This window comes from Paenibacillus tyrphae (assembly GCF_027925525.1).
Taxonomy (GTDB): Bacteria; Bacillota; Bacilli; order Paenibacillales; family NBRC-103111; genus Paenibacillus_G; species Paenibacillus_G tyrfis_B.
This window is the reverse complement of sequence record NZ_BSDJ01000006.1, coordinates 234,925-254,655: the sequence shown is the minus strand read 5'-3', so window position 1 is coordinate 254,655 and position 19,731 is coordinate 234,925. Positions and strand designations below refer to the sequence as shown.

Sequence of the window (19,731 nt, the reverse complement as noted above, 5' to 3'; positions counted from 1 at the left end):
TGATATCCATTCCCCCGTCTGCTTCTTCTCAAAGCTCAAAGCCGAAATGCTTTACTTGACCAACAGCCTCGTATTGGCAATGTAAATCGTATCGCCCGAATGCACTTGCTCGGGCTCGTCACCGTTCAGCAGCCGCTTGCCGCTTTCGCCGCGTTTCTTGATGCCGACGCCGTTGCTGGAGTCGAGGTCTTCGATGTACCAGTTGCCGGAAGCGTAATTCAGCACCGCGTGCTGCTTGCTGACCAGGGCGGCATACTCGGTGCCCGACAAATCGATCTGCACCTCGAGATCGGAAGAGCTTTTCCCGATCAGCAGCGACGTCTCCCCGTGGATGTACCACTCTTTGATCCGATCGCCGTCGTCGCCGAGCAGCGCCAACTTCGTAATCGCCGCTTCCTTCTTGACTTCGGGCGCCGACGCAGCCGTCCGCCCGTACTTTCGCCAGGCCATCCCCGTCAAGCCGATGATGAAAAAGACGGCGACGAACAGCTTCAGGGCGACGTTGGTGTTCCATATATACGTATAAACCAGGGTAAAAGCCGCGACCAGCGCGATCAGCACGTTGACTACGGTTACCCATACGGATTTTTTTTCGCTCAACATTGGTTCCCCCGTTGGAACAGGATGTGCTTATTTTTTTCGAATGCCAAAATATTTCTCGAACATGGCCGTCGTATCGACCGGATTTTTCGTCTCGCTCTTGTTCTTGATCCCGGCTTCCCCGCTTTTGGGATGATAGCCGAAAAAACGCTCGAATTGCTTTTCCATATCTTTCAGGTCAAACTGGGGCTGGCCGCTCTCGGCGCGCCGCTCCTTCGTCTTGGTGCCGGCGCCGGATGACGAACCGGCTTTTCCTTCCTTCTTGCGGTCCGGACGTTCGTCGTAGGCTTGCCTCGCCGACGCGTCGGACAAAGTCTGATACGCTTCGGTCACTTGCTTGAATTTCAGCTCCGCCTCCTTGCTGCCGCCGTTGGCGTCGGGATGATGAAGCTTGGCGAGCCGCTTGTAGGCTTTCTTGATTTCTTCGGGGGAGGCGCTGCGTTCGACCTCCAGAATCTCATAGTAATTGTTCATCGGATTCATCCTTACCGCCGGAAATGGAGAAAGTTAAGGGGCGAAGCGGCCCCTTAACTCCTGTTGCTTGCAATAACCGGTCAAGCCGATTAGTTCGCGTATCCGCCTTCGATTGTGGCGAATTCCGTTTTGTCTTTCTTTTGCTTGATGAAGAGCGTGAACGTGCCTACGCCTTCCGTGTCGCCGAAACGCTCTTGATAGTCAACTACGAACGCGTTCGGGAAGTAGATTTTGCGCACCACTTGGCTGGCAGCGATCACTTCCAGCGTCACTTTGCGGTAGCAGTCCGATTTCTCAGCCGGTACGAGCGACCACAGAGCAAGCTTCATCGTGTCGTCGGCGCTGTCGCCGTCCGTTGCGGTGATGATTTTGCCGGAGATTTTCAGGAACGCGCCTACGTCGGTCGATCTCGCGTTGGAGTCGTTCGGCGTATCCGTGTCGTAAATCACCGATTGAATGTTGTCCATGCCCAATTCGATTGTTTCTGCGCCTTCTACTTTCAGTCTGAAGCCCATAGATAAATCCTCCCTTAAGGTAAGTATGGTCCCCGACAGCGTCTGGCGCTGACGGGATTTATGTTGAAAGGTGAGCTTGCGAAAGCTCTCCTTTAACAACCGCATAAGTTTGTTCAGCATCGTTACGCTTTAACCGGGGTGGTTCCTTTCGTGATCATCACCTCGAGGTTCTTCACGTTGCCGTTGAAGACCAGGTCGATATGGCACATGTTGCTCTTATCGTCGATAATGTAGCTCATGTCGTCCCCATCCTGGATGATCGAGTTGACGTACCCCCGCGTACCAAGCCATTTGCTCTTTTGGCTGCTCGGGTTGTTGCTGAAAAATTTAACGATGTTGTCATGTTTGAAGTCGCCGGTTTGGAAGCGCAGGATGCGTTCGATGTACGTGCTGACCAGCGTCTTGTAGATCGAATCGAAGCCGTCGTCGGTCGACGCAAGGCTTCTCGCTTTGTAGACCGTGATGCGCTTGATGTCTTTGCCCTGCAGCTGTGCGTTCTCGGAAGAGAACACGAAGCCGAAGTTTTTCCGGTTGATCGAATCCTTGATGTTGTTCGTGAAGCCGGAAATTTCCTTCGCCATCGTCGTGATGGCGCGCAGACCGTTCTCCCCGGCCTCGATATCGAAGCGCACGCCCGGGAATTCCCGGCTCACCGTCTTGAACGATTCGCGCAAATATTCCGGGCACTGGTAAGCCGCCACGATCCCCGCCGCCACATAAGCTGCGCCGACGTAGACGCCTTCGATCCAGAGCTTCAGAATGTCTTCCTTCTCCTGCGATAGCTTGACGCCGCCGTCTTCGGTTTGCAGCATTTTGCTGTCGATGACGACACCGGACTTGTCCTTCGGAATAATCGTAAAGTTCGGAACCGACGGCACCGCGAATTCGCTGAATTCTTTGCGGACCAGCAAGCCGCATTTATCGATATATTTGTCGATGCCGGCGGTAGCCATGCTGTTGAACGTCGTTTCTTCGCCGGTCTCGAAGCTGAAGAACACCTGCACCTTGAATTCTTTGATCACCTGCAGCAGCATCGTGAGCGATTCCATCGTGTTGCCGTCCTGCTTGGCGACCTTTTCGTTGCCTCTGAACCGCTCCCGGCTCACCTTCGAAGCGCCGGACGAATCGAGCTGTACCGAAGGAACGATGCCGAACCAGATCGTGTCGGTGAAATCGTTCTTCGAGTTGACCGTGTTCAGGTACGTTTCCAGCCTCGGAATGTTGCTGCTTTTCACGATCATGTCCAGCTTGGTGTTCGTGATCAGCATCGAAGGCTGCATGCCTTTGTTTTTGGTGGAGTATTGGTCAAAAAACATTTTGATGCCCAACAATTTTTCCACCAAAGGCTTAACGGTCTTCACGAACTCATCCTTGGCATTCTTGTAGAACTCCAGATACGTGTTGTAGTTCTGCACTTCCTTCTCGGTATCGATCTCGCTTTGTACCGCAGGCAGCGGGCAGAACGTCCGCACGACCAGATCTTTGACGTAGGCGGAAGGTGTATCCGACACGGACTCGTAATCGTCCTCGAATACGTTGATCAAGCCGTTCGCGCTGCTGTCGTCCGCGATCATGAGCTGCATCGTGTCCGACTTCGGCGATTCGATAATTTTCAGCTCGCCGGAATCGCCGATCATCAGCATCCCGATCTGGATCGCTTCGGATTCGTTCTCTTCCTGCGCCCCTCCAAGAAGAAGGCGGGTCTTGATGTCTTCGATCGCCAGCGGAAGCATGGCCATGACGTTGTTATAGTTTTTGCTGGCGTCCTCGAACATGATGTTCAGCTTGTCCCCGAGGTCCAGCTTTTTCGGATCGCCGTCGTCCAGCTTGTCGTATTGCCCGTACAAATAATGGATTTCCTTGCGCACTTGGCGGATGTCGTCCATGACTTTTTTCGGGGAGATCATGTCGAGCAGATTCTCGAACTTGAAGTCCACGTTCGGGATGCCTTGGCTGCGCTTCGTATCGATCAGCGTGAACAGCATTTTCAGAAAATCGTTGCTTTGGTCGATCTTGATCTCCGAAATGCTGTCCTCGGCAATCCCTTCCGGCTTCTTGAGGGTATACATAACCTTCTGGTTGGCCGCATTGAAAAACGAGTACACGGTCGGCGAAAACTTGTCCAAAAACTCGTCGAAGCTGCGAACGAGCAGATGCTGGTTAATCTCCTTGATCTTGTCGTCGCTCAAGCTGTCGATGCCTCTGACGTCCCCGACGATCGTGACGAGATCGAGCTTTTCCGGGTTGATCTCTTCGAAGAGCATGGTGCGGTTCGTTTGATTGATGATGTCCATTGAGCTGTCGGCTATAAAAACTTGCCGGAACCGGCGCATGATTCTTATAGCCTACTCCTTTCCGAGCATTTTTGGATGAAGGCCGAAAACACAGGTCTAATCATAGAGTCTGATGTTTTATTTTGTCAACTATGGATATTTGTAGTTATTTAATCCTAGTCATTCAAGACTATTTTCCCATTTTTCAGCAAACACATTTATTTTTTGGCCCTTCTGTTATATGCTGAATTAACCATATAAACCCACCCTTTTATTCCCTTTTTCATCATCTCCCCTTCAAAAATGTGTCGAACTTAACAAAACTGTATTTTTTTACTATTTCCCACTGTACTAATTTTTCGGTAAAGTCTCGCCGATTGTTTATAGCAGTTTTGGTGTACTTTCACACATTTTACAAATGAAGGGTGATTTTTTGATGGTTGGGGAAATGCATACAAGAAGGCGCGTCTCGGTCGGGCTGCGAATTTTGGCGATCGCTGTCATGCTGGCGCTGCTGTTCGTTCCTCTCGGACCGGCGTTGGCCGAAGGCGATGCGAATCCGGGATTCGACGCGGTCTTCGTGATGGACGTCAGTTATTCGATGAACGCCACGGACCGGGACCGGATCGCTGCGGAAGTTATCAAAATGTTTATGGACATGAGCGAGGCGGCCCGCACCCAAGTCGGATTTGTCGCCTACAACCATAAAATCGTCGAGTCGCAGCCGCTCGCCCCGCTGACCCAGGAGGAGCAAAAAAATCTGCTCAAAAAGAAAATCGCGGAGCTGCGTTTTTCCGGCTATACGGATCTCGGCCTCGGGCTGAGTAAAGGGTCGGAGCTTGTCGGGAGCGGAAAAGGCGGCGGACGTCCGTTTATGATTCTGCTGTCGGATGGCGGAACGGACTTTGGACCTATTTTTACGGGAAGATCGGTCGAGGATTCGAACAAAGACGTGGAGCGTGTAATCGCGGAGGCACAGGCGAAGGGCTACCCGATCTACACCGTCGGGCTGAATCATGACGGCTCGGTCAACGCGCCGCAGCTCGAAGCGATTGCCGCCAAGACGGGAGGCACGTCGTTCATCACGGAAAGCGCGGGCGATTTGCCGGAAATTTTCAACAACATTTTCGCCAAGCAAACCCGCTCCGTACTCGTCCCCGTCGCGGCTGTCACAGCCACCGGGGAGCTGCAGGAAGTGACGGTTAACATTCCGAACGGCAGCATGAACGAAGCCAATATCGTACTGCTGTCGGAGCATCCGATCGCCGAAACGCATCTGTATTACAATTCGAAAAACATCCGGTTCGTGAAATCGGACAAATATTCGCTGCTCAAAATTCCCCAGCCGCAAAAAGGCGCCTTTCTGCTGAAATTCAAAGCTAGGCCCGGGGATTTCGTGAAAATCAGCCTGCTCGGCAACTACGGCTTAAAGGCTGGAATGGAGCTTGCCCAGCCAGTTAAGGGCGTCCCGTCGACCGTCTCTGCCTTCCTGCTGCACCAAGCGGACGGAGCCAAGCTGGCCGACGCCGACGTGTACCAAGCGATGAAGGCCGAGCTGATCGTGAAAGATTTGCAGACGAATAAGGAAGAACGGACGCCGATGAAGCTGAACGGAAACGGCTTCGAAGTGCAGACGGTCTTCCCTCACTCCGGCAAGTATCAAGCCCGCGTATTTATGAGCAGCCCTGATTTTTACCGGGAGACGGCGGTCAGCGAGCTGGATATCGCGAACACAGCGCCCGAAGCGATCGGCAGCGGAGCCGTCGAGCTGACGAAGGAAGACGGAGACGCCGAAATAGATCTTAAGAACTATTTTCGCGATGTGAATCAGGACAAGCTGAGCTATACGATCGCGTCCAACAGCAACGCCAAGCTGGCCGACTTCGCTGTGGACGGCGATACGCTAACCGTTTCTTCCATGCATGCCGGCAAAGCGGTCTTGACGATGACGGTAACGGACGATGAGGGAGCTTCCGTCACCTCGGACCTCGTCATCAACGTTCACTCCATCGTGCAGCGTTATTTGATCATCGCGGGCATCGTGCTTGCCGTGCTGCTGGGCGCTTGGGCCGTCTATTGGCTGCTTCGTCCGAAGCCGCGCTTTGCCGGAAGGCTGGAAGGATACTTCCTCAATACGGCGAGCGGCAGCGACATTCCAGTGAAGTACTGGCCTCTCGCTTCGTTCGAGAAGCGGCAGATCAGCCTGCGCGAGCTGTTCGCCAGCCTCGACGTCAACGAGCCGCTGCCGGAGGCGGAGCACATCATCATCGAAGCCGGGAAGAACGGCACGATCCTGCTGCGGCACAACACGCGCTGCACGATTGAAAAGGGCAGGACGCCGATCCCCCGCAACAAAAAGGAATCAATCGGCTACAACGAGAAAATTTACATCACGTTCGAGGACTATTTGACGGAAATCGAGCTGCGGTATAAAGAAGTAAAACCCAACGCCCTGTAACGGGGGTTGGGTTTTTGCCGTTGTATTGCCGGGGAAGCCCAGAGATTCGGGGAAAAGCTGCCCAGTATCGTCCAGCCAGAACTGCCACCCTGTCCCAGGAACAAATTGAGCGCCGTTTGAATCGCTTTCGAAACCACGGTTACACGACTGCACGGCTTACACTCCTTAGAGGAACTACGATGAGCTATCCAAGATTTTTGGCGCTTCCCTCGCAAATTAGCGGAACTCCGGACACCCTAACCGTGTCGAAAAATATTCCGCCGTGCCTGTGAAGCATCGATAACGCACCACAGTTCCTCTAAACGGAGGTACAGCGAGCGAATGGCCTGAGTAACGCCCTCGCGGTTCCGCTATTTTTCGGACGCAGCCGAAGGCGTGTCCAAGCGCTTCCGCCGCATCCCGGCTTTCAGGCGCATATATTCCAACCGCAAAGCGGCTTTAAGCAGCTTCAACGACGGGCATCTTCTGCGCGGCTGAACGGCAAGCCCCCATCGGATCATACCCGACAGCAGCAGGCTGACCTCCGGGTTTGCAGTTCTCGCGCTTTCCATGCGGTCTTCGATCAGCCGCTCGGAAACGTCAGCCGGAACGCGCCCGGTGAAGCTGTAATATAAAATGGCGGCAGCGCTGAACAGATCGGCCTTTTTCCCTTGCCGGGCCTTCTCCGAATACAGCTCCAACGGGGAGAAGCCCGCCGTTGTAAAAATCGGACGGACATCCGGCTCAGCGAGCGATACGGCCGAACCGAAATCTAGCAGCACCGGCCGGCCTTCCTCCGAAATCATCACATTCCCCGGCTTCAAATCCCGGTGAATGATGCCCTGCCGGTGTACGAAGTCTACCGTATCCAGAAGCGGCAGCAGAACGTTTCGGATCAAATGTGCCGCAGCAGGCTTCCCCTCCCGGATCAAATCCACGAGCGGTTTGCCGGCGCAATAGCGGGTCACCAGATAGCTCGTTCCGTTTTCTTCGAAATGGTCGATGTATTCGACGATATGCCCGTGCCGGAGTCGGCTCAGAATCGAAGCTTCCCTCCGGAAAGCATCGTTCAGCCCGTCAAACTTCCGGCGAATCGAGGGACGGCGGCATAGGACCGTCTTTCCGTCCATATCTCTTAAAGCCAGGCTCCAGGGATAAAATTCCTTGATCGCAAGCCTTTCTTCTCCCTCGGCTGGACTGCCGATGTAAACGATGGACAGCTCGCTCGAAGTCAGCCGTTCTTCGATCCGGTAGGCGCCGCCTTTTAGCGGCGTATGCCGCTGAAGGCACACATCATCGAGGTCTCGGGTCATCCAAAATTGCTCCTTCGTTTCGAACATTCGCCTTGATTCGGTTGAGGCGCGGGCCCACGGCCCCTCCCTCATCTTATCACAACTATCGAAATTGGGAATCGATGGATTTTCTATATCGAACGGACGCGAGGGATCCGCAGGCGGCGGCACTAGCTGCTTACTTCGCAAAACTCCGAAATAATGCCTTGATTGTCCCAGCAAGGTGATGACTGCCGCCCCTCGCCTCCACCTTCTCCACCATTAAAGCGACGAGCAGCTTCGGCTTGTCGGTATCGTAAGCGACGAACCAGCCGTTCTCCTGCCCGGATTCCCCCTTCTTTTGCTTCAGCTCGGCCGTACCGGTCTTGCCCGCCAGCGTCAGCCCGTCAATTCTTGCCGCGCGGCCGGTGCCTGCGGGATTCTGGATAACCTCCTTCATCTGCTCCGTCAGCATGCGGCTCACTTCGGGGCGGATCAGTCCGCTTTTCCACACTTCGCCCGTCGTCCGGCCGTCGTATTCGAGCACCGGCTTGATCATATTGCCGCCGTTCATGAAGACCGTATACGCATCCGCCACATGCAGGGGCGACATGACGACCTCCCCTTGACCGTAGCCGGAGTCGGCCAGCAGAACTTCCTTCTTGATGCCTGCGTTGGATAACGACGAGACGTCCACCGCCAGCGGCAGCGGCAGCTTCTCGCCGAATCCGAACTTGCCTGCGGCCTTCTCGAAGCGCTCCGCTCCCAAGCCTAGTGCCACCTGAGCGAAATAGATGTTGTCCGAATACATCAGCGCCTTCGTCAAATTCACCGCGCTGGCCGCCTCGGATACCCTCGTAACGTAGTAGTTCCCCCACGACGTATCCTTTTTCCACTGCTTCCCGGTAATGGACTTCTCTTCATTCGGGTCGAGCATCCCCTGCTCCAAAGCGATGGCCGCCGTGATCGGCTTGAACGCCGACCCGGGGGCGTAAGCGCTGGCGTATCGGTTGAACAGCGGCTTGTCCGGGTTCTCCGTCCACTCCTTCCACTGCTCGGTCGAAATGCCCGAGATCCAAAGGTTCGGATCGTAAGACGGGGTGCTGACCAACGCGAGCAGCTCGCCGGTCAACGGCTGCATCGCCACCCCCGCTCCCGCATCATTCTCCAGCTGCCGATACATCGCCTGCTGCATAACGGAATCGATCGTCAGCTTCACGTCTTCGCCATCCACCGCATCGCGCTTGACGAGCGTCGCTTTGTCCCGGCCCTCCGCATCCGTAATGTAAATGCGCTGGCCATCCCGGCCGCGCAGCCGGTCCTCCAGCGTCAGCTCCAGCCCGGTTTTGCCGATCCAGTCGTCCGGCCGGTAGCCTTTATCCTTGCGCTTCTCCAGCTCCTTCTCGTTCAGCCTGCCGACGTAGCCTGTCAAATGAGCCGCGGCCGCGCCGAGCGGATACGAACGTACCTGCTTCGTCCGGTAAGCCGTCCCTTGAACCGTAAGCAGCTCGTTCTCCCGCGGATCGCCTTTGGGGATTAGCGCTATCGGGACAAAAAGCTCCGGCTTTACCCACGAAGCGCCGAGCTTGGCACGGATATCCTCCGGCTTCAGGTTCAGCAGTGCCGCCAGCTTGCTCACGGACTCATCGGACGGCTGTTCCATCTTTTGAGGTACGAGTCCGACCTCCCATTGATCTTCGTTGATAGCTAACCCATGGCCCAGACGGTCGAGAATTTCCCCCCGCTTCGCCGGGAGCGTCTGCACGCGCACCTTGTCCGTGTCCTTGAGCTGCGGAAACAGAAACGACGAAGACCAGTCCACTCCCCAGGCGCGCTCTTCTTTGCGGAGCGTCGCCGTCTGGTTGAACTCGATCGGTCCCGCCGATGTCTTCATTTCCACATGAAGCTTATACCGAATTTGATCCGTCTTCGCATTCGGATCTTTCTCCGTCGGCTCCGCCGTGATACTTAGCTCCGTTAATCCGATGCCTTCATAAATGTTTTGGTGTCGGCTGACGAATGCTTCTTGCGTGACGGATTCTTTAACATGATTCGTCAAGCTAGGATACATGGCTGCGTAATCTCTTTTCTGCCAGGCGGCGACGAATGAATCCATCACCTCTTCCGGCGGCTTCATCTCAGGCTTGCAAGCCGTCAATGACAGCAGCAGCGCGACAAACAGGACGCCCCACCCGGCGCCCCTCGCAACTGTTCGATGGGTCAATCTCAGCACTCCCTCTCTCTATCCACTCCTTTCCATTGTAGCCAAGCGCAAGCGGAAGGAGAACGGATAGCTTCCTGATATTTCCCTTACGAAACGCTGACCGGACCGGTCGCAAATGTTGGATGCCGCGTTTGGCGCGGTGGTATAATCGTCTTATTCTATGGATTTGCGGGGGAATGGCATATGAAAATCGTGATTGCGCCGGATTCGTTCAAAGGCTCGCTGTCCGCTCTGCAGCTGTGCAGCGCCATAAGCTCCGGCATTCGGAGCGTCGTCCCGGACGCAAACATCGTCGAGCTTCCGGTCGCGGACGGCGGGGAAGGTACGGTAGACAGCCTTGTACATGCCTGCGGCGGTACCCGGGTGGAGGCGCAGGTCCGCGGCCCGCTCGGAGAGCCGGTCACGGCCGTCTACGGCCTCCTGGGGGACGGCACCGCCGTCGTCGAAATGGCACAAGCGTCCGGGCTGCCGCTCGTACCTGAAGCGCGGCGCAACCCTCTTGCCGCCTCCTCCTACGGGACCGGCGAGCTGATTCGGGCCGCGTTGGACCGCGGATGTCGGCAATTCCTCATCGGACTCGGCGGCAGCGCGACGAACGACGGCGGCGCCGGTATGCTGGAGGCGCTCGGCGTCCGGTGGTACGGAGCGGAAGGCGTCCCGCTGCCCTCCGGTGGCGGGGCGCTCGCCGGTCTCGCCGGCTTCGACGCCACAGGCATAGACCCGCGTCTCGCGGAATGCCGCTTCGTGGCGGCGACGGACGTCCGCAACCCGCTCTGCGGGCCGGAGGGCGCTTCCGCCGTCTTCAGCCCGCAGAAGGGTGCGACACCGGACATGACGCAGGCGCTGGATCGGGCGCTTCGGCAGTGGGCCGAAGTCATTCGCCGGCAAACCGGCATCGATGTGCTGACGCTGCCCGGCGGCGGCGCAGCCGGCGGCATGGGGGCCGGGCTGCATGCGTTCCTCGGCGCGCAGCTTCGCTCCGGCATCGACATCGTGCTGGAGAAGGCGAAGTTCGAAGCGCAGCTTCGGGACGCCGACTTGGTCATCACCGGCGAAGGCCGGCTGGACAGGCAGACGCTGTCCGGCAAAGCGATTGCGGGCATCTGCCGCAAGGCCCGGGACGCCGGAGTGCCGGTAGTCGCCTTGTGCGGCAGTCTGGAGCTGCCCGCAGAGCAGTTGAACGAGCTCGGACTGACGGCGGCTTTTTCCATCGTGCGCAAGCCTTGCGACTTGCAGGAAGCGGTCGGGCGCGCCGCGGAGTGGGCGAGCGAGGCGGCAGCCCAAATGATGCGGCTGCTGCAGGGCCTCAAACGGCGATAATCATCTTTTGACATTTTTTGGGTGAATCCGCGAATTTTCGATTGAAATTTTGCGCCAACGTGATAGGATAGGTCATAAATGCAACTTCATTCATCCGGGGAGAGAAGTACAATGAGCATACCTAAAGCTTTAACCATTGCCGGCTCCGATACAAGCGGCGGCGCCGGAATTCAAGCCGATTTAAAAACGTTCCAGGAACGCGACGTCTACGGAATGACGGTTCTCACGACGGTCGTGACGATGGACCCGAACAACCAATGGCACCATGGCGTTCATCCGGTCGCTTTGCCTACCGTCGAAGCCCAGCTGCAAACCGTGCTTGACGGCATTGGCGTCGATGCGCTCAAGACGGGCATGCTCGGCTCCGTCGAGTTGATCGAGCTCGTCACGCGTACACTCAAAGGCAAAGGGCTGCAGCGTATCGTCGTGGACCCGGTGATGGTCTGCAAAGGCAACGACGAGGCGCTCCATCCCGAATCTACCGTAGCGCTTCGGGAGTTGCTCGTCCCGATTGCGGACGTCGTTACTCCGAATTTGTTCGAAGCGGCGCAGCTTGCGAACCGTCCGCCGATTCAAACGTTGGAGGACATGAAAGAAGCGGCACAGATCATCCATGCGACAGGCGTCAAATACGTCCTGATCAAAGGCGGCGCGAAGCTCAATCACCCTCAAGCGGTCGACTTGCTATATGACGGAACAGAATTCGAGCTGTACGAATCCGACAAAATTTCCACCACCTATACGCATGGAGCCGGATGCACGTACTCCGCGGCCATTACAGCCGAGCTTGCCAAAGGCGCCGACGTCAAAGAAGCGGTCGGCACCGCAAAACGGTTCATCAGCGCGGCCATCCGGCACGGTTTTCCGTTGAACGGCTTTGTCGGCCCGACCCGCCATTCGGCGCTTCGCCAGTTCGGGTAAGCCGTGAATTCATGTTTCTCCATACTCAAGAGCCTGTCTCCGAGACAGGCTCTTTATTCTTTCTGCCAGCGACAGCGTTACGGCACAAGCAAGCTGTCCAAATGCCGCGAAATGATCCCCGCAATTTCCTCCGCACGCATGACCTCGGGCGCGATGACGCCATGTACGAGCAATCCGTCCACCAACGCATGGAACCGCTTCGCTTCCAGCTCCGTGTCAAGCCCCGGCTTCAGCAGCTGCGACTCGGCGAGGGTTTCGAAGATGTTACGGAACACGTCCCGCAGCGAATCATGAATTTCCCGGCTCAGCGGCCTCAAGTCCGGCTCGGTCAAAGCAAAAGTCGAAAAGGCCATCCAGATTTGACTTTCCGCCAAGCGGTCTTCGTCCAGTGGCACGATTTGACCGATAAGCATTTGGATATTTTCCCGGGGATCGCCGTCCTTCGGAAGCGACTGTATACGTTTTTTTATCCGTTCGGCGACCAGACGCATGGAGAAAGCCAATAAAGCCGGTTGCGAATCAAAATAATGACGCAGCGAGCCAAGAGACATGCCGGCTTCCGAGGCGACACTGCGCACGCTGACCCCTTCCAGCCCTTCCCGGCGAATAATCCGCCACACCGCTTCCGCCAGCTGCTCCCGTCGCTCTTCATGGTTTACAATTTTAGGCATGTCCCGATTATAGCACGGTTGTTTTTTTTAACACAACAATGCTAAAATAAAACCCTGCTTAGCAATACAGTCGTATTAAAAAAGAAAAGAAAGGACTGATTGTATGACGATAGCCGCATTTATTATCGGTTGTGAAATTGGCTTCTGGGTGTTTGTCGTCGCCGGACTTGTCTTCCGCTATATTTTTGGCATGAAACGAATCGGAGCTCTTTTGCTGGTCGCCACGCCGGTGGTCGATCTGGTCCTGATTATCGCGACCGTCATTGATTTGCGCAACGGGGCGACCGCGAGCTTCGTACACGGCCTCGCCGCCGTCTATATCGGCGTATCCGTCGCCTACGGCCACCGGATGATCCGGTGGGCCGACGTACGTTTCGCACACCGGTTCGCAGGGGCTCCGGCGCCCGAGCCGAAGCCGAAGCACGGCGCCGCCCATGCCCGTCGCGAGCGGCAGACGTGGTTTCTTCACCTGCTGGCCTGGATGATCGGCAGCGTGATTCTGCTCGGCATGATCTGGTTCGTCGACGACGAAAGCCGGACGACGGAGTTGTGGAGTATGATCTCGCGCTGGGGGGTCATACTGGGAATCGACTTTGTATGGAGCTTCAGCTATACCTTCTGGCCCAAAAAAGCATAGCCGGACTTTGCTGAAACCTTATTCCCCTCTCGCACGTAAGAGTAAGACAATCGTACATTTTTTTCCAAAAGGAGACCGATGCTCATGCCTCGCCTAAAAATCCCCCGTTAACCCCGGGGACCGCCGCCTCCGTTCGAAGCAGTGCGCGAAACAAACATTTATTTTTATCAAGGAGCGTGCAAACGAATGAACGGACCACAGGCGGTAACCAAAGAAGAAAGACGGGCCATTGCCCGTGAAATTGCCGACCGGCTTAAGCAGGTTTACGGCGACAACCTAAAAGCGATCGGCCTCTACGGCTCCATGGCGCGCGGCACGGACGGACCTTTCTCGGACACCGAGATGCTTTGCGTTCTCCACTCAGGAGACGAACCGGTCGACTTCAGCCACGAATGGGCGGCCGGGGCCTGGAAAGCGGAGGTGAACGTGTACAGCGAGGAAATTCTGCTGCAGTACGCACGGACCGTCGAGGATACATGGCCTCTGTCACACGGCGCCTTCCTTACGGCTCTGCCGCTGTACGACCCGGACGGCTTTTTTGATGACCTGAAAGCAGCGGTCCTATCACCGGACGAAGCCGATTTCCGGGAAAACATCCGCAGCATTCTGGTCGGCGAAATGTTCGAGTTCGCCGGTAAATGGCGCAATGCCAACGCCCAGGGCCCGCGGACGCACCTGCCTTATCTGGCCATGGAAACCGCGCATTACGCCGCAATGCTCATCGGGCTACATCATCGGACGACCTACTCTACAGGAGCCAAGGTCATTCCCGAAGCAATGACCCTGCCCGACCGGCCTGACGGCTTCGATGCGCTGGCACGGCTCGTGCTGTCGGGCGAACTGTCCGACCCGGACCGCGTCTTCCTGGCGTGCGAGGCTTTCTGGAGCGGTCTGCAAGCGTGGGCGAAAGAGCATGACTATGCGTTTATCACGGAACAAATTCCATTTTAAAAGGCAATACGGCTCAAGGGCCCGCATCCGCTGCGGGCCTTTTTCTATGTCTGCGGGGATTTTTATATTGACTGTACGTTCAGTCATAAATTATACTAAAGCTGCATGGACCATGGCACCTTTTCCCATCGGTTCGGTTAAGCGTCACGGTCCGGTCATCATTTTATCCGCTGTTGCGGAAAATACGTCGAGGAGGAATCACGATGGATCTTCACTACGAAATTTATGGAGCGGGTGACGAGACGATTGTCCTGCTTCACGGGGGCGGAACAGATATGCGCACCTGGCAGTTCATCATTCCGAGGCTTGCGGCGAACTATCGGGTTATCGCATTCGACGGCCGGGGAGCCGGACAATCGCCGGCACCTGTCGAGCCCGCCAATTACGTCGAGGATGTAAAAATGGTTCTTGACCACTTCGGCTTGGAAAAGGCCATACTAGTCGGCCACTCCTTAGGCGGCCAGATTGCCGTCGACTTCGACCTGACGTACCCCGAGCGGGTGTCCAAGCTCGTGCTCATCGCCTGCTCCGTTACGGGCTTCCGGAATGCGCCGGACATTGAGGAGCGGTTCCAGCGCGTTCTCGCCGCGGCGCCGGATGTGGAGAAAATGACCGAGTTTTCGCTCGATTTTCCGTCCTATGACGTCGTCAAAGCAAGTCCGCATCTAGAGCTTATGACCGAGATGATTAGACACAATATAAAGCGATGGTTTGATTGGAAAAGCGGCGAATCGGTATGGCCCCAGCCTCCTGCCATCGAAAGGCTGGACCGGCTTGCGGCGCCGACTTTGTTCATGATCGGCACACTCGACCGCCCAGACCTTTTCCCGCTCGCCGAGCAATTCGGGCAGCTTCCGAATGCCCGCCTCGTGTGGATCGACGGCGCGGATCATATGCTTATGCTCACCCATCCCGACAAGGTTTCCCATACGATTTTGCAATTTCTGGAGGAGTAAAGACATGCCCCGAACGCCGGAGGAAAACGAACGGATTCGCCGCGCCGCCCGAGATAAAATTTTACAAGCGGCCACGGAGCTTTTTATCGAGAAAGGGTTCCACTCCGCATCCATCGACGATGTAGCCAAGCGGGCGGACATTTCAAAGGGCCTTCTCTACAATTATTTCAAAGGCAAAGAGGAGCTCTTGGCCGCCATGGTCGATCTTCGTATCGAAGAGGTGCTCGAAGTGATGCAAGCCGCAGCCGCCAAAGAAACCCCTGCCGAGCAGCTCCGCCATATCGTCGAAGGGGCGCTGGACAACGTCCGCGAGCAGCCGGAAGTATTCCGCTTCTACTTGAACTTGTTCACCTGTCCGAGACAGGATGAAGTTGTGGCCAGGCACGGAAACCGGCTGCTGGGCGCCTACGCGGAGCAATTCGAGGCCCAATGCGAAATTTTCGAGAAGCTGGGCGCTCCCGATCCCCGGAAACGGTCCCTTCACTTCTCCTCGACGCTCCAAGGCATCATGCTGATGTATACCAACTATCCTTCGGGATTCCCGCTGGACGACATGAAAGCGCAAACGATCGAGGAGTTTTGCGGCAATCGGAATTTGCAGCCGGACGGCTCCTGACTCTCCCGCAGCTTCCGCTCTGTCGACAGGACGGCGGCGGGAGCTCCTCCTATTCCAAGCCTTCTTCCCTTATTCCAACAACGCCATCGAACGGTTCGTTGCGCTCCAGAGCACGGTTCAGCTTTTGCAGCATATCCCCGATCCCTCGGCTCCCGACCAGCGGAAAATAAATCCGTGTCTCCCCGGAAAACACCTCGGGAACGATTCCGGTAAACTTTTTGCCGCCAAGCACGACAACTTCCTCAAAACGGTCCAACCGTTTTTCGCTTACTTGACGTTTCAACTCGTGCAATGAAATGATTGCCGGGTGACCGCTGCCAAAGGCGACATTGTAATTTTCGTAGAGCTTGTCGTCCGGAAGTAAAAAACCGTGCTTGGCCGACAATATCGCCCAATGGTCAAAATAGCGGTCCGCATACGCCTGGCATTTTCGGTGAAGGGGTGAAATGTACGCTTGGTTGGCCGGGCAAGGACCCGACGGTGCAGCGGCGGTATCCCATATTTTTTTGGCTCCGCAAGGGATGATGCACAGTCTGTTCACATTCGTCCCGCTCCTTCCGTCGTTGTGCGCGAGCAGCCTGCATCCTAAGCTGTCTGCCGCTTACTGCTTCGCCGCGGGAGCGGTCTTCCCCTTCTTTTTTCCCCGGACCTGCAACCTTCCCCCCTTCTCGGACGTATATCCATTATCTTCTATATTTTACTGGAGCCGAGGTGGAACCAAAATGACAGCGCATGTGAACATCATACATTACCACCCTGATTATGCGGAAAGCGTAGCCGAGATGTGGAACCGAAGCCAAGACGAATGGGGCGGCGGACCGGCTGTCCGGACAGCCGAGCAGATTCGCCAGGACGAGGAAAACTCGGATGCTTTGGCCGTCTTTCTCGCCGTCTGCGACGGTCAAGTCGTCGGATACTGCAGCCTCGGCGAATACCGCGAGGATACCGGCGCACTCTACATCCAGCTATTGAACGTACGCCCGGACTACCATGGCCGAAAAATCGGCAAAATGCTCGTACTGCGGGCGGTGGAGGAAACGATCCGCCTGGGCTGGCCGCGCGTCGATCTGTACACTTGGGAAGCCAACATGAAGGCGGTGCCGCTGTACAAGAGATGCGGCTTTTTCTGGGAAGACCGCGAGGACGCGACGCACTTCATGAACTTCATCCCCCAGGTGGCGGCTTGCGAAGCGCTTGCCCCCTATCTTCAAGATACCGATTGGTACGCCGATTTGAAGCGGACGATCGAAGTTAAACCGGACGGCGATAAAGTGAACGGCTTCGATACCTACACTTACGCGTGGGACAAGAACGGACAATCGCTTCGCGTCGATATCGAGCGCAGAGGCCGCGGCATCTGCCTCATCGAAACGGAGGACTACTTGCTGTCCGCAACCGCGGAGCAGGCCGAGCCGGTATTCGGAAGCGAGTATACTATCGAATACCGCATCGTGAACAAATCGGGCGCCCCGCTTAAGCTTGAGCTTCAGGGCGAATCGGACCGCAATGTCGAATTCGATTGGAAAAGCGAGCTGCAGGTGGAAGGCGAAGAACGGATCGCCGCGCGTTTCTTCGTCGGAGCCATCGAGGAAGAGCAAAGCGAATGGCGCACCTGCCCTGCCGTGCAAACGCGGGTTCGAATTAACGGGCTGGAAGCGCTGCTCAAGGTCGGCATCGTCCCGAAATTTCCGGCCGGCCTGACGATGCGGGTGCCGGATGCAAGGCATGCGCTTGGCGGGAATTACGTCCTGTACCTCGATATGGAAAACCATTTCCCGGAGACGGCCACGTTCTCCTTCGAGCTGCCGGAACAAACCTGGCTTGCGCTCGGCCAGCGGGCTTTCGAAGCGCGCCTGGAAGCGAAGGAGCGGATCTCGTTGGCAGTTCCGTACCGTCTGCTCGACTACAGTTTCTACCAAGCTCAGCTTCAAATCCGGGCCGTTCCGGACAACGGGCCGGAGGTGACGTTCACCCGTTTCGTTGGCGGAGCCTTCGGGGGACCCGGGGCGATGTTTACCGGAGAGACGGAGGACAACCGGGTTGCCGTGAACGGCAGCTATGGGATCGAATACGATATGGATCACAACGAAACGTTCCTTCGAGCCTGGAACCGGAAGGACGAGCAGATCATGCTGCTCCCGCCGTCGATAGGCAAGCCGTATTCCGCCGAATTCACCCGGAAAAAGCCGATACGTGTGGAGCCAAAAGAAGAACGAGGAGCGGTCGGCTTCCGCCATACGTACCGCTCGGATGCGTTCCCGCAGTTGCTGCTGCATCTCCACACGCTGCTGTACGCCGACGGAACGATGAAGCTGTGGCAGGAGCTGGAAAACGACTCGGATGCCTCCGTCGTCAGCGAAATGTGGATCTCCCAGCGCATTCGTCACGACTTGTACGGAATCGTTCTGCCTTATGACGGTCAAATCGTCGAAACAACCGACTCCCACGGCATCGATTTCGAGTATTGGGACGGCTCCAAAATTAGCGAGCCTTGGCTCTTCGCCCGCGGCGCCAGAAGCGCATACGGAATTTGCTGGTCCGATAACCACCGGATGAATATAGGCGATTGGTATCTGGAGCTGGAAACCCGCTTCGGACGGCTGGAAGCCGGTGAAACGAAAACCTCGGATACGATCTTCTTGTCTATGGGCGGGTTCGACGATTGGACCTCGCTCCGGGATTTTGCCCTGAAGCGCATCAGACGGGAAACGACTCCGCCGCCGGTCCGCCATGTGGAGCTGACGGCCAATGAGGGAAATCCGTTCGTGCCGCCGGATGCGGAAGAAGTGCCGGTCACGCTTCGGGATGCGAAGCAGACCGTATGGGAAGGCGAGCTCTCCGCCCGCTACATGGATGCGGCCGAAACGTCGGAGCAGGTGCATTTATCGCCTGACGACGAGGCGACGGATGCCCGCTTCACGCTGTCCCCGCCGGCATCCTGCTGCCGCGTGGTCCGGGTGGAAGCGCGACTCGGCGCGCAGGAAGAGGCGTATCATGCCGCGTTGTTCCCGGTTTCGGCCGGCGAAGTCAGCGGCACGACATCGACCGAAGCCGGTTATTCGGTGCTTGAAGCCGATAATGGAATCATCCGCATCTCCGCAGCGGCCGACTATTACCCCGGGCTGCGTTCGCTAGCCGTCGAGGGCCGGGAATGGCTCGCTTCCGGGTTTCCCGAATATGGTGCGAAATCGTGGTGGAATCCTTGGACCGGCGGCTTGTCGGGCCAATTCGACGAGATGGGGCCGTTATCCGTGCGCAAAGAAGAGCATTCCGCCGCTTTTGTCCGTCTTTCCGACGAGAAAGGCAACGTCTGGGCAGGTATCCAGGTCCGTCAATCCATCCGTAACCACGATACGTTCAAAGGGATAACCATGGACAGCTACTATTTGATGCTCCCCGGAGTACCGGTGCTCGCTTATATGACGGACATCCGTCAGAACACGGGAACGTATCTGGACAAATCGATGCTCAGTGAGCTATTCCTTCGTCCTGACGAGACGGACGGCTATGGGTGGCTGCAAACCTGCACCCCGAACGGAAAAGCGCTGCGTTACCCTCTCGGAAAAGGGGAGCTCAGCGTGCGCGAGACGAAGGATTATGTGTTCGGCCTTGATAGCCGGACCGGAGTCATGCACATCGTTACGGACGAAGCAGCCAATCGCCCTTCGGTTTACACGAACAAGGAGATCTGCTGCCTGTCCCTCACGCGGAGAGTTCGCCTCCCTCACGGAAGCGTAGACCGCTCGGCTCCGGTGTTCCTCGTCTTCCCGGACGCCCCGCTGCCGACGGACAGCTTGGATACTTTACGCAGACTCGCCTTCCCTCTTATACTTGAAACCAGTGACACGGAAGGAGAGTAATGCGG

16 protein-coding genes are annotated in these 19,731 nt (G+C 56.6%); 8 read left to right on the top strand and 8 right to left on the bottom strand.

All coding sequences use genetic code 11. The annotated features are described in order from the left end of the window. Window positions 1–51: 51 nt before the first annotated feature. The 4 genes from QMG93_RS09875 to QMG93_RS09860 form a co-directional block, all read right to left on the bottom strand. The gene (locus tag QMG93_RS09875; RefSeq protein WP_281935864.1) at window positions 52–603 is read right to left on the bottom strand and encodes an FHA domain-containing protein; all 552 of its coding nucleotides are present in this window, start codon (window positions 601–603) and stop codon (window positions 52–54) included. A 27-nt stretch (window positions 604–630) separates the two neighbouring features. Continuing rightward, a complete protein-coding gene (locus QMG93_RS09870; protein WP_281935862.1) occupies window positions 631–1,074 on the bottom strand; it encodes a DnaJ domain-containing protein in 444 nt (147 codons plus the stop codon). Window positions 1,075–1,163: 89 nt separating this feature from the next. Continuing rightward, a complete protein-coding gene (locus tag QMG93_RS09865) occupies window positions 1,164–1,589 on the bottom strand; it encodes a hypothetical protein (protein WP_010497257.1) in 426 nt (141 codons plus the stop codon). Window positions 1,590–1,711: 122 nt separating this feature from the next. Continuing rightward, window positions 1,712–3,883 (bottom strand): transcriptional regulator, encoded by a 2,172-nt coding sequence (locus QMG93_RS09860; protein WP_281935857.1) that lies wholly within the window; start codon window positions 3,881–3,883, stop codon window positions 1,712–1,714. 415 nt (window positions 3,884–4,298) lie between these two features. On the opposite strand from QMG93_RS09860, the gene QMG93_RS09855 reads away from it, so the two are divergent. Continuing rightward, window positions 4,299–6,320: a VWA domain-containing protein gene (locus tag QMG93_RS09855; protein ID WP_281935855.1), complete on the top strand. Its 2,022-nt coding sequence runs from the start codon at window positions 4,299–4,301 to the stop codon at window positions 6,318–6,320. A gap of 350 nt (window positions 6,321–6,670) precedes the next feature. On the opposite strand, the gene QMG93_RS09850 is transcribed toward QMG93_RS09855, so the two are convergent. After that, entirely contained in the window at window positions 6,671–7,612 is a 942-nt protein-coding gene (locus QMG93_RS09850; protein WP_281935853.1) for a serine/threonine protein kinase, read from the bottom strand. A gap of 157 nt (window positions 7,613–7,769) precedes the next feature. Continuing rightward, window positions 7,770–9,794 (bottom strand): penicillin-binding transpeptidase domain-containing protein, encoded by a 2,025-nt coding sequence (locus QMG93_RS09845; protein WP_281935851.1) that lies wholly within the window; start codon window positions 9,792–9,794, stop codon window positions 7,770–7,772. Window positions 9,795–9,977: 183 nt separating this feature from the next. Between QMG93_RS09845 and QMG93_RS09840 the strand changes: the two genes are divergently transcribed. Both QMG93_RS09840 and pdxK read left to right on the top strand, forming a co-directional pair. Next, entirely contained in the window at window positions 9,978–11,114 is a 1,137-nt protein-coding gene (locus QMG93_RS09840; RefSeq protein ID WP_281935849.1) for a glycerate kinase, read from the top strand. A 111-nt stretch (window positions 11,115–11,225) separates the two neighbouring features. Beyond that, complete coding sequence (gene pdxK, locus QMG93_RS09835) at window positions 11,226–12,035, top strand: pyridoxine/pyridoxal/pyridoxamine kinase (RefSeq protein WP_281935847.1); 810 nt, start codon at window positions 11,226–11,228, stop codon at window positions 12,033–12,035. A gap of 77 nt (window positions 12,036–12,112) precedes the next feature. Here the strand turns inward: pdxK and QMG93_RS09830 are convergent, their stop codons facing one another. Continuing rightward, entirely contained in the window at window positions 12,113–12,706 is a 594-nt protein-coding gene (locus QMG93_RS09830) for a TetR/AcrR family transcriptional regulator (RefSeq protein WP_281935845.1), read from the bottom strand. A 103-nt stretch (window positions 12,707–12,809) separates the two neighbouring features. On the opposite strand from QMG93_RS09830, the gene QMG93_RS09825 reads away from it, so the two are divergent. The 4 genes from QMG93_RS09825 to QMG93_RS09810 all read left to right on the top strand — a co-directional run bounded on the left by QMG93_RS09825 (window position 12,810) and on the right by QMG93_RS09810 (window position 15,866). Continuing rightward, complete coding sequence (locus QMG93_RS09825; protein ID WP_281935844.1) at window positions 12,810–13,343, top strand: hypothetical protein; 534 nt, start codon at window positions 12,810–12,812, stop codon at window positions 13,341–13,343. A 186-nt stretch (window positions 13,344–13,529) separates the two neighbouring features. Continuing rightward, entirely contained in the window at window positions 13,530–14,294 is a 765-nt protein-coding gene (locus QMG93_RS09820) for an ANT(4')-I family aminoglycoside nucleotidyltransferase (protein WP_281935842.1), read from the top strand. A gap of 203 nt (window positions 14,295–14,497) precedes the next feature. Then, complete coding sequence (locus QMG93_RS09815) at window positions 14,498–15,250, top strand: alpha/beta fold hydrolase (protein WP_281935840.1); 753 nt, start codon at window positions 14,498–14,500, stop codon at window positions 15,248–15,250. 4 nt (window positions 15,251–15,254) lie between these two features. Then, the gene (locus QMG93_RS09810; RefSeq protein ID WP_253414990.1) at window positions 15,255–15,866 is read left to right on the top strand and encodes a TetR/AcrR family transcriptional regulator; all 612 of its coding nucleotides are present in this window, start codon (window positions 15,255–15,257) and stop codon (window positions 15,864–15,866) included. A gap of 49 nt (window positions 15,867–15,915) precedes the next feature. Here the strand turns inward: QMG93_RS09810 and QMG93_RS09805 are convergent, their stop codons facing one another. Beyond that, entirely contained in the window at window positions 15,916–16,407 is a 492-nt protein-coding gene (locus QMG93_RS09805) for a DUF6884 domain-containing protein (protein ID WP_281935836.1), read from the bottom strand. 181 nt (window positions 16,408–16,588) lie between these two features. On the opposite strand from QMG93_RS09805, the gene QMG93_RS09800 reads away from it, so the two are divergent. Beyond that, window positions 16,589–19,726 carry a GNAT family N-acetyltransferase gene (locus QMG93_RS09800; RefSeq protein ID WP_281935835.1) on the top strand — a complete coding sequence of 1,046 codons (3,138 nt, stop codon included), beginning with the start codon at window positions 16,589–16,591 and terminating at the stop codon, window positions 19,724–19,726. Window positions 19,727–19,731: the final 5 nt, after the last annotated feature.